Origin of the sequence: Streptomyces sp. sk2.1 (genome assembly GCF_008120935.1) — a bacterium.
Lineage (GTDB): Bacteria > Actinomycetota > Actinomycetes > Streptomycetales > Streptomycetaceae > Streptomyces.
Genome location: NZ_RDBO01000309.1, coordinates 1 through 14,873, shown reverse-complemented (window position 1 = coordinate 14,873; position 14,873 = coordinate 1). Strand labels below are relative to the sequence as shown.

At 70.8% G+C, this 14,873-nt stretch carries 13 protein-coding genes and 1 pseudogene; 8 read left to right on the top strand and 6 right to left on the bottom strand.

The window, feature by feature from the left end:
• A partial coding sequence (locus EAO76_RS44205) for an SDR family oxidoreductase (protein WP_148841822.1) occupies positions 1-230 on the top strand: 230 nt, incomplete at its 5' end.
• 37 nt (positions 231-267) lie between these two features.
• On the opposite strand, the gene EAO76_RS44200 is transcribed toward EAO76_RS44205, so the two are convergent.
• The 3 genes from EAO76_RS44200 to EAO76_RS44190 form a co-directional block, all read right to left on the bottom strand.
• Positions 268-468, bottom strand: coding sequence for a hypothetical protein (locus EAO76_RS44200; protein ID WP_148841821.1), 201 nt, complete (start codon positions 466-468; stop codon positions 268-270).
• Positions 469-1,020: 552 nt separating this feature from the next.
• On the bottom strand, positions 1,021-1,599 hold the full coding sequence (locus EAO76_RS44195) for a hypothetical protein (RefSeq protein ID WP_148841820.1): 579 nt from the start codon (positions 1,597-1,599) through the stop codon (positions 1,021-1,023).
• A gap of 406 nt (positions 1,600-2,005) precedes the next feature.
• Positions 2,006-2,821, bottom strand: a complete 816-nt coding sequence (locus EAO76_RS44190) for a ribonuclease activity regulator RraA (protein ID WP_262376300.1) — start codon at positions 2,819-2,821, stop codon at positions 2,006-2,008.
• An 84-nt stretch (positions 2,822-2,905) separates the two neighbouring features.
• On the opposite strand from EAO76_RS44190, the pseudogene EAO76_RS44185 reads away from it, so the two are divergent.
• The 5 genes and pseudogenes from EAO76_RS44185 to EAO76_RS44165 form a co-directional block, all read left to right on the top strand.
• A pseudogene (locus EAO76_RS44185) lies at positions 2,906-4,174 on the top strand (alpha-L-fucosidase); the annotation flags it as partial.
• A 353-nt stretch (positions 4,175-4,527) separates the two neighbouring features.
• A complete protein-coding gene (locus EAO76_RS44180; protein WP_148841818.1) occupies positions 4,528-5,772 on the top strand; it encodes an ABC transporter substrate-binding protein in 1,245 nt (414 codons plus the stop codon).
• Complete coding sequence (locus tag EAO76_RS44175) at positions 5,751-6,677, top strand: carbohydrate ABC transporter permease (RefSeq protein WP_262376299.1); 927 nt, start codon at positions 5,751-5,753, stop codon at positions 6,675-6,677. The genes EAO76_RS44180 and EAO76_RS44175 overlap by 22 nt, the downstream gene beginning before the upstream one ends.
• A 9-nt stretch (positions 6,678-6,686) precedes the next feature.
• On the top strand, positions 6,687-7,598 hold the full coding sequence (locus EAO76_RS44170) for a carbohydrate ABC transporter permease (RefSeq protein WP_262376298.1): 912 nt from the start codon (positions 6,687-6,689) through the stop codon (positions 7,596-7,598).
• Positions 7,599-7,701: 103 nt separating this feature from the next.
• On the top strand, positions 7,702-9,633 hold the full coding sequence (locus EAO76_RS44165; RefSeq protein ID WP_262376297.1) for a right-handed parallel beta-helix repeat-containing protein: 1,932 nt from the start codon (positions 7,702-7,704) through the stop codon (positions 9,631-9,633).
• Positions 9,634-9,732: 99 nt separating this feature from the next.
• Here the strand turns inward: EAO76_RS44165 and EAO76_RS44160 are convergent, their stop codons facing one another.
• The gene (locus tag EAO76_RS44160; RefSeq protein ID WP_148841817.1) at positions 9,733-10,467 is read right to left on the bottom strand and encodes a GntR family transcriptional regulator; all 735 of its coding nucleotides are present in this window, start codon (positions 10,465-10,467) and stop codon (positions 9,733-9,735) included.
• Between the two features lie 296 nt (positions 10,468-10,763).
• Positions 10,764-11,588, bottom strand: a complete 825-nt coding sequence (locus EAO76_RS44155; RefSeq protein WP_187439088.1) for an amidohydrolase — start codon at positions 11,586-11,588, stop codon at positions 10,764-10,766.
• Positions 11,589-11,771: 183 nt separating this feature from the next.
• On the opposite strand from EAO76_RS44155, the gene EAO76_RS44150 reads away from it, so the two are divergent.
• Together EAO76_RS44150 and EAO76_RS44145 are read left to right on the top strand one after the other, a co-directional pair.
• Positions 11,772-13,646 (top strand): hypothetical protein, encoded by a 1,875-nt coding sequence (locus EAO76_RS44150; protein ID WP_148841815.1) that lies wholly within the window; start codon positions 11,772-11,774, stop codon positions 13,644-13,646.
• Complete coding sequence (locus tag EAO76_RS44145) at positions 13,643-14,599, top strand: aldo/keto reductase (protein WP_148841814.1); 957 nt, start codon at positions 13,643-13,645, stop codon at positions 14,597-14,599. Before EAO76_RS44150 ends, EAO76_RS44145 begins: the two co-directional genes overlap by 4 nt.
• Positions 14,600-14,653: 54 nt before the next feature.
• Here EAO76_RS44145 and EAO76_RS45280 read toward each other — a convergent pair.
• Positions 14,654-14,873: hypothetical protein (locus tag EAO76_RS45280; RefSeq protein ID WP_187439087.1), on the bottom strand; the 220-nt coding region annotated here is incomplete at its 5' end.

Here is a 14,873-nt window from a genome sequence, read left to right as displayed (position 1 = left end):
CCGGCGGCGTCGAGAACTTCGTCCGCGAACTCGTCGGCGACGAGCTGCCCTGGGACCGGGCGCAGCGCGAGTTCATGGTCACATACCGCCCCCAGTCCCTGCTCCAGCGCCTCATCGAGCCCGAGGAGATCGCCAACATGGTCGTCTACCTCGCCTCGCCCCACGCCTCGGCCACCACCGGCGGCGCGCTGCGCGTCGACGGCGGCTACATCGATTCCATCCTGCCCTGATCCGGCGCCGGCACGGCGGGCATCGGCCGGCGGCCCGTCAGGTCAGCAGCACGACCAGGGTCTGCATGACGAACATCGCGCACGAGAGAACCGCGAGCACGCCGAAGGACATCTGAATCCAACCGCGGGCCGTGTTGAAGGTGACGATGACGCCGAGCACACCGGCCGTGCCCAGGAGCGCCCCGAGCCAGAACACCGGCCCCTCGAAGGAACGGGACAGCACGCCGATCGCGGCCATCACGATCAGTATGCTTCCGACCTGCCCCGGGGTCGGGGCAGGTCGCGGCGTGCGACGGGCGGGTGTACGGGCCGGGTTCGAGCGCATGTGTCCTCCTCGGGGACGGAACGGAATCCTCACGGGGCATGCCGGTGACAGAACGCGTCGGCGGCAAGGACGACAACCGGGCCGTGAGGGGTTCCGTCCGTCTGCGGCACAGAGTTCGAGGAGGAACGGGATCCGGACCCCGCCGGTCACCGGCTACCGGCTCCGGCACCGCACACCGCGTCCGGGCGACCGCGGCGCCACCGCGCGGTCCTTCGCCGATCTCGGCGACGGCGCCCTCGCGCGGTACGGGGACGGGTCCGGGTCCGCCGGTACGGAGAGCCCGTCGGCATCTTGGCGGAGCGGTACGCGTCGACCGACGAACGGCTCTCCCGGTTGGTCGCCGGCACCGACCCGGGGCACGCCGACGAGTGGGACCTCCCGGTGATGCGACGGACCCCGGCCGCCTCGGGGCCCGGCAGGAACGCCCGGCCGGTGGTGGCCGGTCGAGGGCGGCGCCCTTCGGGGTCAGTAGCGCAGGGCGTAGCGGGTCAGCCGGGTACGGGCGGTCCGGGCGCTGATCCCGAGCGCCCGGCCCACCTCGTCCCAGCCGGGGCCGCCGGGGGCGTCGATGTTGAACGCCGCTTCGGTCGTGGCCTGTTCGGTGAGGCGCTCCAGGGTCGCGGCGGCCCGGACCGCGGCCAGGGGTTCCTGGTCGACCAGGCCGGTGAGGCGTTCCCTGAGCTGGTCGATCAGCGCGGTGAGGTCCGGGGGCACGGGCACCGTGCGGGCCCGTACCTCGGCGATGTGGGTGTCCCAGTCGTTCTCCGGGTCGCCGGTGTCGAACAGGTACGGGCGCCGGCGGTCGATCTTCTGCCAGTCCAGCGGGTAGCGGGCGGTGCCGCGCCAGCCGCACGAGCACGCTCCGCGCATCTCGGCGGCGACCGGGGCGCGGAGCGTGCCGTCGTAGACCCACCAGTCGGTGCTCTTGTGCACGTTCGCCCCGCTCCCGATGTCGAAGTACACCGGCCCCGGCTCGGTCCCGTCGGCCAGCAGCACACCGGGCCGCCCCTCGTGCTCGGAACCGAATTCCTCGGTCTCCCACATGTGACGCACTCCTCCCCACCGGTACGGACACCGGTGACGTTCGAGGACCCGGCCCGGTGCGGCGCACCCGAAGCGCCGCTCCTTCCAGGGCCCGTCCGGTCTCCTCCACGACACTGCCCGCATCGCCCCCGGTCCGGCACGCCAAATACCCGAACCGGTGAACAACCATCGTTTCTGTTGGATCGGATCGGAACGGGGCGCACGGCCGAAGCGTGCCACGGGGGGTGGTGACTCCGGTGCCGCGTCGGGGACTTCGATGTCCGGGAGCACGTCCGGGAACGAGTGGGCCGGCCCCCGGCGGGGTGCCGGTCCCGGGTGGCCGGTGCCCGCGCGGACGGGCCGGGCCGGGGCGGGGAGGCCGTGGTCCGTCCCGGCCCGTCGCGCGGGTGGTCGGTGCTCCGGTGCCTCAGTCGGCGGAGCGGCTCGCCAGGTACTCGTCCATGCCCGCACCGGTGAGCGGGTAGTAGTCGGACAACCGGGCGCCCTCGTCGAGGCGTTGCCGTGCGAACGCCTCACGGTCCTGGTGCAGCAGGGCGTCCTCGGCCAGAGGGACGGCGCTGTGCTGCGGCACCACCACGGCGCCGTCCTCGTCGGCCACGATGAGGTCCCCGGGGGTCACCAGGGTGCCGCCGACACCGACCGGGACGTTGAACGCGGAGGGGAAGAGCTCCGTCTGCGAGGCGTAGTGCGGTGTCACGCCGGTGCACCAGACGGGCACGCCCAGCGCGCGGATGCGTGCGGCGTCGCGCACCCTTCCGTCCACCACGATGCCCGCACCGCCGCGCAGCTTGAAGTAACGCACCAGCATGTCCCCGAGACAGCCCGTGAAATGGCTCGCGTACGCCGAGACGACCAGCACGTCGCCGGGGCGGATGGACTCCAGCACGCCCCACAACGCGGTCTTGCGCTCGATGTCCTCCTGCTCCGCGCCGGAGAACACGTCCTCGCGCTGCGGCAGGAACTGCAGGGTCACGGCACCGCCGGTGATCTTGACGTCCGGCTCCCGGTGCAGGGGCACGGGGCCGTCGATGAAGGTGCGGGTGATGCCCATCTGGTGCAGCTTCGCGCAGGCGGTGGCGGCGCTCACGTCCGCGAGTGCCTCCACCATGCGCGCGGTCGGCCGCACGAAGGACGAGGTGTGGATCGGAGCCCGCATCGATTCGTAGGTCTCGGCCTCCCCCGTCGACGCCGCTTCTCGGTCCCCGGTCGGGTTCATTCGCATGCCTCTCCGCGTACTCCGCCGCACGCAACGACAGTGACATTATCGCCTATCGATGGTAGATAACAGCCGACCAATGAGAACTGTCAACAGCGGCAGGAGAGTTCAGTGCCCACAGCATCCGTCGGCTGGTTCGACGCCGCGCGCTTCGGACTGTTCGTCCATTTCGGCCTGTACAGCCTCGCCGCGCGGCACGAGTGGGTCCGCGGCCGGGAGGCCATGTCGCAGTCGGAGTACGACCGCTACCTGCGGAAATTCGATCCGGACCTGTTCGACGCGAGGGAACTGGCCCGCGCGGCCCGGAAGGCCGGGATGCGTTACGCCGTGCTGACCGCCAAACACCATGACGGGTTCTGCCTGTTCGACTCGGCCCTGACCGACTACACCTCGGTGCGCGCCGCGGGCCGGGACCTGGTGGCCGAGTTCGTGGAGGCGATGCGCGCCGAGGGGCTGCGGGTGGGTCTGTACTACTCGCTGCTCGACTGGCACCACCCGGACTTCACCGTCGACCAGCACCATCCGCTGCGCGGCACGGAAGCGGCCGACGAGCCCCGGGACATGGCGCGCTACCGCGCGTATCTGCACGGCCAGGTACGCGAGTTGCTGACCGGTTACGGCCGGGTCGACCTGCTCTTCCTCGACTTCACCTATCCCGGCAAGGGGCCGGCCGAGTGGGGTGCGGAGGAACTGATGTCCATGGTCCGCGAGTTGCAGCCGGGCATCCTCGTCAACGACCGGCTCGGCATCCCGGGCGACTACGTGACGCCCGAGCAGTACCAACCCGACCGCCCGTTGGAACGGGACGGCGTGGCGGTGCGGTGGGAGGCGTGCCACACGCTCAACGGTTCCTGGGGTTACGACCGGGACAACCACGAGTACAAGGACCCGGCGATGCTCGTCCGGATGCTGGTGCAGTCCGTCGCCTGCGGGGGCAATCTGCTGCTCAACGTCGGTCCCACCGGCCGGGGTTCGCTGGATCCGCGGGCCCGGGAGACGCTGCGGGCCATCGGCCGGTGGATGGTTCCGCACGCGCGGGCCGTGCACGGCGCCGGGCCGAGCGGCTTCGAGGCGCCGCCGAACACCCTCTGCACGCGGTCCGGCCGGAACCTCTATCTGCATCTGCTCTCGTGGCCCCTCAAACACCTCCATCTGCCCGGCCTCGCCGGGCGGGTGCGTTACGCGCAACTGCTGCACGACGGTTCGGAGATCAGGTTCCACGAACTGGACGGGGCGCAGCACGAGCACGTCAACATGGCCCCGCCCGGCCGCGCTCCGGGCACGCTCACGCTGACGCTCCCGATCGTCCGGCCGGACGTGCTGCTCCCGGTGATCGAGCTCGAACTGGACGACGAGTGAGGGCGCCACGGCCTCTTCCCGCAGGTGATCGGGGCCGATCGCCGGTCCGCGCACCGGTGATCGGCCCCGATCCGGGGCCGATCGGAGGGACCGTACGGATCCGGGCGGGCGGATTGGCTGCAGCACTCTTGAACATGCCGGGGTGCCACCCATAGCATCAGTAATCGATAGACGATAGTTCCCCGAGTGAGACCCCAAGGTGCCGGGCCATCCCCGGCCCGCCCTCACCGCGCGTCAGCGAGTCCCCGTGCCACCCCGGCAGCTCGCCCGCCCTCCCCTGCCTGCGGAGCCGCAAGCCGGCAGGAAGAGTCGACTATCGATCACTCACGACTACGCAAGGGAGCGTGTCTCGAATGAGAACTACCTGGCGCCGGGCCTGCGCTTTCGCCGTGGCTCCGCTGGTGATGGCCTCCGCCGTCGCCTGCGGCGGCGGCTCCGGCGACGACGCGGAGGGCACGACCCTGCGCGTCATCGTCAACATCTCTCCGAACCTCACGGAGAAGTACTGGAACGACCTCTTCGCGCAGTACGAGAAGAAGCACCCCGGCGTGAAGGTGAAGCTGGAGCTGACCGGCACGATATCGGCGAACGCCAAGCTGACCCAGGACCTGGCGGCGGGCGACCCGCCGGACGTCGCCCAGCAGATCACGCCGACGCCGGAGAACGCCTCCCTGTTCGCCGACCTGTCGGACCAGCCCTGGGCCGCCGACACCCCGCTGGCCGAGCAGTACGCCATCGACGGCAAGCGCTACGTGGTGGGGGTCGGCGAGCAGATCCAGTCACTCGTCTTCTACAACAAGGCCGCCTTCGCCGAGGCCGGGCTCGACGCGACGAAGATCCGGACCATCGATCAGTTCACCGATGCCATGGGGAAGTTGAAGTCCGCCGGCTACAAGCCGTTGCAGACGTCCGGCCAGTGGGTGACGGGGGCCCAGTTCTCCATGATGGCGGACGCCGGTGTCCTCACCGAGGACCCGAAGTGGACGGCCAAGCGCAACGACGGCAAGGTCTCCTTCGCCGACAGCGGCTACCTGCCCTACCTGGAGCACTACAAGGAGTGGATCGACGCCGGCCACCTCGACAAGAGCGCCCTCGGTCTCACCTACGCGGACGGCCAGACCGCCTTCCTGAACGGCAAGTCCGCGATGTACATCATGGGTTCGTACTTCGTGCCCGCCGCGGACGCCGCGAAGAAGAGCGACGACATCGGCGTGTTCACCATGCCGACCGACGGGGCCTACCCGTCGGGCCAGTTCGGCAACATGTCCAACCCGTACGTCGTGGTGAACAAGTCGCGGCACAGGGCCGAGGCGATCGACTTCGTGAAGTGGCTGGTCACCGACCCGGCAGCGATCAAGAGCCAGCTGGCCGCCGACGGCAATCTGCGGCAGGGATTCAGCTACCCGATGTCCAGTCTCGGCACCTCGGTGCAGAAGGTCCTGGACGGGGCGCCGTCGGTGATCGTCAAGTCGGGCCCCTCCCAGCCGATCGCCGGCTTCAGCGACGAACTCAACAAGCAGGTCCAGTCCCTGTACACGGGTGCCTCCGCCGAGGACGCCGCCGAAGGATTGGACAAGTGGTGGAACTCGCAGAGCTGACCCGGCGGGAGCACACCGCCGCCCGGCGGCGGGTGCGGCTGCGGGAGGCCGCCGTCTCCCTGGGCCTCATGGGGCCGGCCGTCCTGCTCTACACCGTGATGACCGTGATCCCGGTGGGCGTCGCGGTGTACCTCAGCCTGACGGACTGGGACGGCTTCTCGCCGTCCCGGTTCATCGGCCTCGACAACTACCGGCATCTGTTCGACGACCCGAGTTCGGGCGACGCCTGGTACGTGACCGCGCTCATCGCCGGGGTCGGCACCGTGCTCATGGTCGGCGCGGGCCTGGTGTACGCGCTGGTACTCAAGGGACGGTCGCGCGCGAACTCGTTCTTCCGGGCCGTGGCCTACTTCCCGCACGTGATCAGCGCGCTGATCCTCGGGTATCTGTGGGCGGCGATCCTCGGCACCAACGGCGCCGTCAACAACACCCTCGCCAAGTTCGGCATGGAACCCATCGGGTTCCTCTTCGACGAGAAGCTCGCGCTCATCACCCTGATCGGGGTCATCGTGTGGGCCGGGTTCGGGTTCAACGTCGTGCTGTTCGTGGCGGCGCTGCAGACGGTGCCGAAGGAACTGCTGGAGGCCGCCGCGATCGACGGTGCCACCCGGCGCCAGACCAATCTGCGCATCGTGGTCCCGATGATCGCGCCGGTGGTGACCGTGGCGACGGTGCTCAACCTGGTGGGCCTGATCCGGGCCTACGACATCGTGGTGAGCCTGACCGGCGGTGGCCCCGCCGGCTCCACGCAGACGTTCACCTATCTCATCCTCGCCCGTTCCTTCGAGGGCACCAAGGTCGGTTACGCAACAGCTCAGGCGGTTTTCCTGATGGTCGTGTCCGCCGTGCTCGCCCTCCTCGTGACGGCGCTGCGCAACCGTCAAGATCAAGCCGCGGCTGGTTAGGAGCAGGTGGTGGTCGTAACCGAGGCGAAGGTCCGCGAGGAGCGGACGGCACCGCCGGTGCCCGGTCCCCGGGCCGGGCACGAGCGGCGGCGCGAGCCCCGCTCGCCCCTGCGCTGGGTGCTGCTGGGCCTGTTGTTCGTCATCATGATCGTGCCGGTGTACCTGCTCGTCGTGAACGCGTTCAAGTCACAGGAGGAGATCCTCGACAGCCCGTTCTCGCTGCCGCTCGGCGGTCTGACGCTGGAGCACCTCTCCGCGGCCGTCAGCAGCCCCCAGTACAACGTGATCGGCGGCTACGGGTTCACCCTCTTCCTGGTCGTGGTCGTGGACGTGCTGTGCATCCTGCTGGCCGGGCCGGCCGCGTACGCGATCGCGCGCAGTCTCAAGCGCCGCACCCAACTGGTGCTGCTGTACTTCCTGGCCGGCACCTTCATCCCCGGCGCCGCCGTGATCATCCCGGTGATCTACGTGCTGCGCGAGATCGGTCTCGCGAACACCGTGACCGGTCTGGTCGCGCACGACGTGGCGACGACCCTGCCGGTGAGCATCTTCCTGTTCGTCGGCTTCATCCGCACCATCCCGGTGGACATCGACCACGCGGCGACCATCGACGGTGCGGGCAGGTACCGGACCTTCTGGACCATCATCTTCCCGCTGATGCGTCCGGCGGTCGTGACGGTGCTGATCCTCAACTCCATAGGTATCTGGAACGACTTCGTCAGCCCGCAGATCCTGCTCAGCCCGTCGTCCGGGCACTACACCGTGACGACGGCGATCTACGCCGGGATCAGTCAGTACTCGACCGATCTGACCAAGGTGTTCCCCAATCTGCTGCTCGCGGTCGCGCCCGTGATCATCTTCTTCATCTACATGCAGCGCCACATCATCAGCGGCCTCACGGTCGGTGCGGTGAAGGGATGATCCGGGGCCGCCGTTCGCGGACCGTCCGTCGAAGGAGAAAGGACATGCTGTGTTGAGGAAATGGTGGTCACGGTCCCGTCGGGGCCCGTGGTCCGCGGGCGCCGTGCTCGCGTCCCTGTCCGTGGTGGCGGCCGCCGTACCGGCCACCGCCGTGCAGGCCGAGGAGGGCCGGACCTACTACGTCGCGCCGTCGGGCCGGGACACGGCGAACGGCCTGACGGCCCGGACCCCGTTCCGGCACATCCAGCGGTGCGCCGACGTGATGGGGCCGGGCGACACCTGCCTGATCATGTCCGGCACCTACCAGGAGACGGTCGTGCCGGCCCGGTCGGGCACCCCCGGGCGGCCGATCACCTACCGCGCCGCCGAGGGCGCGCAGGTGACGATGAACGGCGCCGACCGCGTCCGGGGCTGGTCGAAGGTCACCGCCCGGGACGTCGCCGAGATCGCCCGCACCGACCCGTACGCGGCGGACTCGCCGTTCGGCGAGGCCGTGAAGGCGGGGCGGATCCACAGCACCCGCGTGGACCTCGGCCCCGACGTGACCACCGTGCAGGTGTTCACGGACAAGGAGATGAACGTCGAGGCCCAGTGGCCCGCCCCGGGCCTCGACCTGCTCGCCCCGACCCTGCAGTACGCCGCGGCGGGCAGCGCGGAAGCCACCATCGCCGACCCGGCGCTGACCCGGCCGGCCGGGTACTGGGACGGCGCGCGTGCGCTGACCGGCTACTGGTACGTGTCGGCGACGGCGAAGGTGAAGAGCTCCGCCGTCGGCTCGGTGACGCTGGACGCGGCGCCGCCCTGCGTGCACAAGGTCGTGCCGAAGGAGACCCGCTACGCCCTGGCCGGGAAGATCGGTGAACTGGCCCACCCGGGCATGTGGTTCTACGACCCCGCGGCCAAGCGCCTGTACCTCTACAGCGAGGACGACCCCGGCCGGCACACGATCGAGGCGAAGTCGCGCACCCTTGCCTTCGACCTGACCGGCGCCAGTCACACCTCGGTCGTCGGGATCGGCCTGTTCGCCTCGACGATCACCACGGGCGAATCCAGCACGGGCATCACCCTGAACCGCATCACGGGGAAGTACCTGTCGCACTACACCGACATCACCCGGGGCGCGACGGACTGCGGCTCCACGGTGACCCGCGGCGTCGCCGACACCGGCATCGTCCTGAACGGCACCCACAACAGGATCGTCGGCAGCGACCTGTCGTTCAGCGCCGGGAACGGGATCGCCCTGCGCGGCCAGAACAACACCGCGACGGACAACATCATCCACGACGTGGACTACATGGGTACGTACGCGGCGGGCATCGCGGTCCAGGGCAACAGCCAGACCGTCATGAACAACACCATCTCCCGGGTCGGCCGCAGCGGCATCAACCTGCAGTGGAACACCGTCGACGGCCTCGCCCCGGGCCCGGACCGGATCGCGTACAACGACATCTCCGGGTACGCCCGGCTGAGCCTGGACGTCGCCGCGATCTACACCTGCTGCAGCGCCTGGATGATGGGCTCCTCCCTCGACCACAACGTGCTGCACGACCCCGCGCCGGCCACGACGCTCACCACGTTCGGGATCTCCGGCATCTACGCGGACAACGGCCAGAGCGACCTGGTCATCGCGAACAACGTGGGCTGGGGGAACCGCGAGGGCACGGTCATGCTCAACGGTCTGGGCACCGGCTCGCACGACAACGGCGTGTACAACAACACCGGCGGGATGACGTTGTTCTACGTCAAGGAACCGGGGCAGTCCACCGGGACGAAGATCTACAACAACGTCGGCCCCATCCGCGGCCTGAACGGTGCCACGGACGGCGGGCTGGTGCTGTCCGCCAACCTCCCGGCCGAGGTCGATCCGCTGTACGTCGACGCGGCGGGGCACGACTACCGCCTGTCGGAGGGTTCCCCCGCGCGCAACCGGGGAATCGCGCTGCCGGGCATCAACGACGGGTCGACGGACCCGGCCCCCAGCCTCGGCGCCTATCAGTACGGGGCGCCGAAGTGGACGGCGGGCGCCCGCCGTTAGACCGGGTACGACGAGGAGCCCGGGCCGGATCACCGGCTCGGGCTCCTGTCGTCGCGCCATCGCCCTGCGGGGAGCGCTGCGGCCCCCGTCGGGCGCGCCCTAACGCTTCTTGGCCGCGGTGGACCTGCGCGGCTTCTTCGCCGCCCGCGCGTCCGGCACCGGCCCGCGCCCCGCGGCGTGGTCGGCGAACGCGTCGGCCGCCTTGTCGGGGTCGCCGTCGCGCAGCAGGTTCACCAGGCGGCCGTGCTCGTCGGCCATCGCCTGCCGGTCCCCCTCGAAAAGGGGGTCGGAGATGGCGCGCAGGGCGCGCAGGCTCGGTTCGAGGACTTCCCACATCCGAGTCAGGAAGGGGTTGCCCGAGATCCGGCCGACCGTGGTGTGGAACTCTATGTCGGCGTCGCGGAAACTGCTGACGTCGTTGTCGGCCGCCGCGGTACGCATCCGTTCCACCAGGCCGTCGAGCTCGGCCAGGTGTTCCTCGGTGAGGTTCTCGGTGGCGAGCCGTGCGGCCAGCCGCTCCAGGGGTTCTCGTACCTGGCGGGCGTACTCCGCGTCCTTCGAGGAGATCTCGACGACGAAGTGGCCGCGGCGCGGGATGTGCATGAGCAGGCCCTCCCGGGCCAGCTGTTTCACCGCTTCCCGTACCGGGGCCTGACTCACCCCCAGACGTCTGGCGATCTCCGATTCGACCACGCGGTCGTTCGGTGCGAGGTCGCCCTCGACGACGGCTTGACGGAGCAGTTCGTAGACCTGGTCGGAGATCAAGGTTTTACGGAACCGGTCCTTGTTGGTGGCCAGCGTGGAGACGAACCCAGCCGACGCGTTCGATGCCATGAAATCCCAATCCTGCAATGTTGGGTAGCCGGTTGCGCCATGATACGCGGTCATCGTCTATCGATGGCCGGATCCCGCGAATCGGCTGCTTCGATGACGGGGCCGCTCACGTCGCGCACCCCGGAAGGCCGGTCCGGCCATGGGAGGGCGCCCCTCCGGTTCATTTGGAGGAGGCGGGCGGCAAGGAGCCGTCCCGGGTCTTCACGAGGCCCGGGACCGGACCGGTCGAGCGACAGCATTCATTCACCACCTATCGCCTATCGATCAATGATCGAAGCAGCGCGATCCGAGCACTGTCAACCGCGCAGCCCGTACACGCGCGCGGCCGTCGTGTGCAGCACCTCCCGCCGCCGCCCCTCGGACAGATGGGCGATGCCCCGCCGGACCGCCGCCAGGGAGTCGGCCCGGGAGCCGCGGGGCAGGCAGATCGGCCAGTCCGAGCCGACCAGGCAGCGGGCCGGTCCGAAGGCGTCGGTCACATGCCGGACCAGGCGGTCGACCCGGTCGGCCGGAACACCGTGCTGCTGGGTGAGCAGGCCGGAGATCTTCACCACCACGTTCGGCAGCGCCGCGGCGCGCTCGGCGTCCCGGTACCAGTCGCCGGGATCCCCCGTCCGGAGGTTCGGCGGGTTGCCGAGGTGGTCGACGACCACGGTCAGCCCGGGGTGTTCGGCGGCCACCTCGGCGGCCGTCCGCAAGGCACCGCCGCCGAGGTTCAGTTCGAGCGCCACACCCGCCCCGGCCAGCACCGGAACGAGCTCGCGGGCCGATTCCGGGGTCTGCTCCCAGGCCGGTCCGCTCAGCCGCATCCCGTTGGGCCGCGCGCCGTCCGACTCGTCCAGGAGGGCCCGCAGGCGGTGCGGCCCGGCCTCCCCGTGGACCTGCAGATTCGCCACGTACCCGGCGATCAGATCGGGGTGGCGCAGGCGCAGTTCGCGCAGCGCGAGCGTCTCCCCGGCATCGCCTCGGCCCGCCTCGACCAGGACGGTTCCGGCCGGTTCGCACCCGGCGCCTGACTCCGCCAGGTCGAGGGCCGAGAACGCCCGGTGGTGCGCCGAGCCCGGACGGATCCAGCCGAACCCCTCCCCCGGGTTCCACAGATGGGCATGGCAGTCGATCACGGACATCACCCTCCACGGGAGCGTCGCCGGCGTATTGACACGTCGGCCCCTGCCCGTGAGTCTAGCCATCGGTAATCGATGGGCGATTATGAAGGGCCGGGTGTTCTTGGTGCTCACGACCGTGCGAGGCGAAGGCAACTCCACGACGGGGGCGGGCCGGTGAGGGCCGGGGAAGCCGTGCGGATGCCGGAGCTGAGGGCGAACCGCCGGGTCACCGACGTGCCGCGGTGGGCCATGCTCGAACGGGAACTGTTCGCCGCCCAGGACAAGGCGTGGCGGACGTTCGCCGACCGTTACACCGAGCGGGACGGCCGACTGGTCTTCCGCGACTCGCTGGGGCACGGCCTGGACGGCCGGGACGGCGTGGACGACTTCTACGAACCGTTCTTCAACTGGCCGACGCTGTACCTGCTGGGCGGCAGCGCGGACCTGCTGACCGCGTCCCGGCGGCACTGGCGCGGGGTCACCGCCCAGCTCACGGAGATGGGCATGCTGGAGAGCGGCCTGGAGCGCGGCTACGACTGGTTCCACCAGGGCGAGGGCATGCTGCTGTTCTACGGGCTGTGCCTCGCCGATCCGAACGACGCCGAACTGCGGGAACTGGCCTGCAGGTTCGCCGACTTCTACCTGCCGGGCGGGCCCAACTACGACCCCGCGCACCGGGTGATCCGCGCGCCGCACAACGGCTCCGCGGGCCCCCGCCCGGGTTTCAGCGACCACGACACGTACTTCCCGTGGAGTGCCGCCCTCCGCCCCTACGGCCTGCCGCTCAGCTGGATCGACGCCGCCGCGCCCTTCGACGAGCTGGCCGCCTCCCCCGAGCGGGCCCGGGCCTACGGCCGGCAGATGTGGGACCGGATGGGGCGCGGGGACACGATCGTCAACCTCGCCGCGACCGGTCTCGCCGTCAACGCCCACCTGATCGGCGGCGAGCAGCGCTACGCGGACTGGGTCGCCGAGTACGTCGGCGCGTGGCACGAGCGGCTGGACGGCCGCGACGTCGTGCCCGACAACGCCGGTCTGAACGGTGCGGTGGGCGAGTACCTGGACGGGCGCTGGTACGGCGGGCACTACGGATGGACCTGGCCCCACGGGCTCTCCCCCGTGGGGTCGGCCACGATCATCGGGGCGTCCAACGCGACGCTGCTCACCGGCGACCGGGGTTTCCTGGACCTGGCCCGCAACCCGTTGGACGCGGTGCTGCGGCACGCCGAGCGGCGCGGCGTCGAGGGGATGGGCACCCTCGGCAGGCGCTGGCAGCCGCACCTGCGCGCGACCCCCGGCGGGCGCACCCTCATGGTGCCCCAGCGGTACGACGACTCCGGCTGGTTCGACTACACCATCATGCCGACCCAACTCCCCATGTCGCTCTGGCACTTCAGCCGGGAAGCGGTGGACCTGGAACGCATCGAGCAGCTCCGTTCCAGCTCGGAGTGGGACTGGACGACGGTGCACACGCAGCGCATCAAGGACGAGGCCGGTCACGAGGAGCCGTGGTACGAGTACCTGGCCGGCCGCAACCCGGACTTCCCCGAGCGGATGCTGCGCAGCGCCCTGGACGTCTGCGCCGAGCGGGTCGCCTCGATCGAGAACGACCCGGTGGACCCGGCCGTCGGCCCGGACGCCCTGGGGATCCATCACTGGCAGGACCGCAATCCGGTGCTCACCGAGGCGTTGTTGCAGTTGACCACCGGTTCCCCGCAGGTGCTCTACAACGGCGGTCTGGCGCAGCTGCACCTGCGCTACCACGACGCGGCCGGACGGCGGCCGGGGCTTCCCGAGGACGTCGCCGCGCTCGTGTCCGACGTGCGGCCCGACCACACCGTGGTGGAGCTGGTGAACCTCGGCGACGCCCCGCGTTCGGTGGTGGTGCAGGCAGGTTCGTTCGCCGAGCACCTCGTGCACACCGTCCGGCTCGACGACGGCCCCGCGCACGACGTCGAGGGGCACTGCTGCACCGTCGAACTGCCCGGCCGGACACGGGCCCGGCTCACCCTGACGATGACGCTGCGGGCGGGCCGGCCGAGCTACCGGTCCCCGTGGAAGGTGGCACGATGACCGGTTCACCGACGTCCGGGGCGCCGCTGCGGCTGCCCTTCGACCTGCCCCGGCTCGGGATCGGCACCGCCCCGCTGGGCGGGCTGTTCCAGGAGGTGACCGAGCGGGAGGCGGCAGCGACGCTGGAGGCGGCGGCCCGTGCGGGCATCCGGTACTTCGACACGGCGCCGCGCTACGGCCACGGCCAGGCCGAGGAGCGGCTGGGCCGGCTGCTCGCCCCGGCCGGGGTCACCGGGCCGGTGATCTCCACGAAGACCGGGTGGCTGCTGCGGCCCGGGGCGGACGGGGCGCCGGGAGAGGTGGTGACCGACTGGACGGAGGCCGGGATCCGGGCGTCGCTGGAGTCGAGCCTGGAGCGGCTGGGGCGCTCGTCGGTCGACATCCTGTACCTGCACGACCCGGACGACTATCCGGAGGAGGTCCGGCGCACCGCGTATCCGGCGGTGCGCCGGCTCCGGGAGGAGGGGCTGGTCCGGGCGATCGGTTTCGGCATGAACCACAGCGGTCCGCTCGCCGCGTACGTCGCGGAGTTCGACGTGGACGTCGTGCTCGTGGCGGGCCGGTTCTCCCTGCTCGACCACGACGCGCTGGAGACCCTGCTGCCGCTGTGCGCGAGGACCGGCACGGCCGTGGTCGTGGGCGGGGTCTTCAACACCGGGCTGCTCGCCGCCCCCTCCCCCGACGCCATGTTCAACTACCGTCCGGTACCCGCCCGGGAGCTGGCCCGTGCGCGGCGGTGCGGTGAGATCTGCGCCGGGTTCGGGGTGCCGCTCTCCGCGGCCGCGATCCAGTTCCCGTTCCTGCATCCGGCGGTCACCTCGGTGGTCGTCGGCTGCCGGTCCGCGGCCGAGGTGGAGGCGAACGCCGCCGCGTACCGTTTCCCGGTCCCGGAGCAACTGTGGGTCCGGCTCGCTGAGGAGGGTTTCGTGCCCGAGCGGCTGGTGGCGGGGTGACCCGGGCGGCGCACCGGGTCCGGGCCGGGCACCGGTGCGCCGCCTCGCGGGGGTTCAGCCGGTGGTCGTCCACGCGTCGCCGGTCCCGATCCTCGCGGTCCGGCCGACCCACTGGGCCAGGGTGAGCTGCCTGGTGCCGGACGGGCGCGGGGCCGTGCGTCCGGGGTTCGGCGTCGCGGCCCGGTTCCGGCCGCCGGCGTTCCGGGTCAGGGCGTCATGGAGGAGGGACAGGTGGGCGGGCAGGGCGGTACGGCGGTCGTTCCCGGGGCGGTGG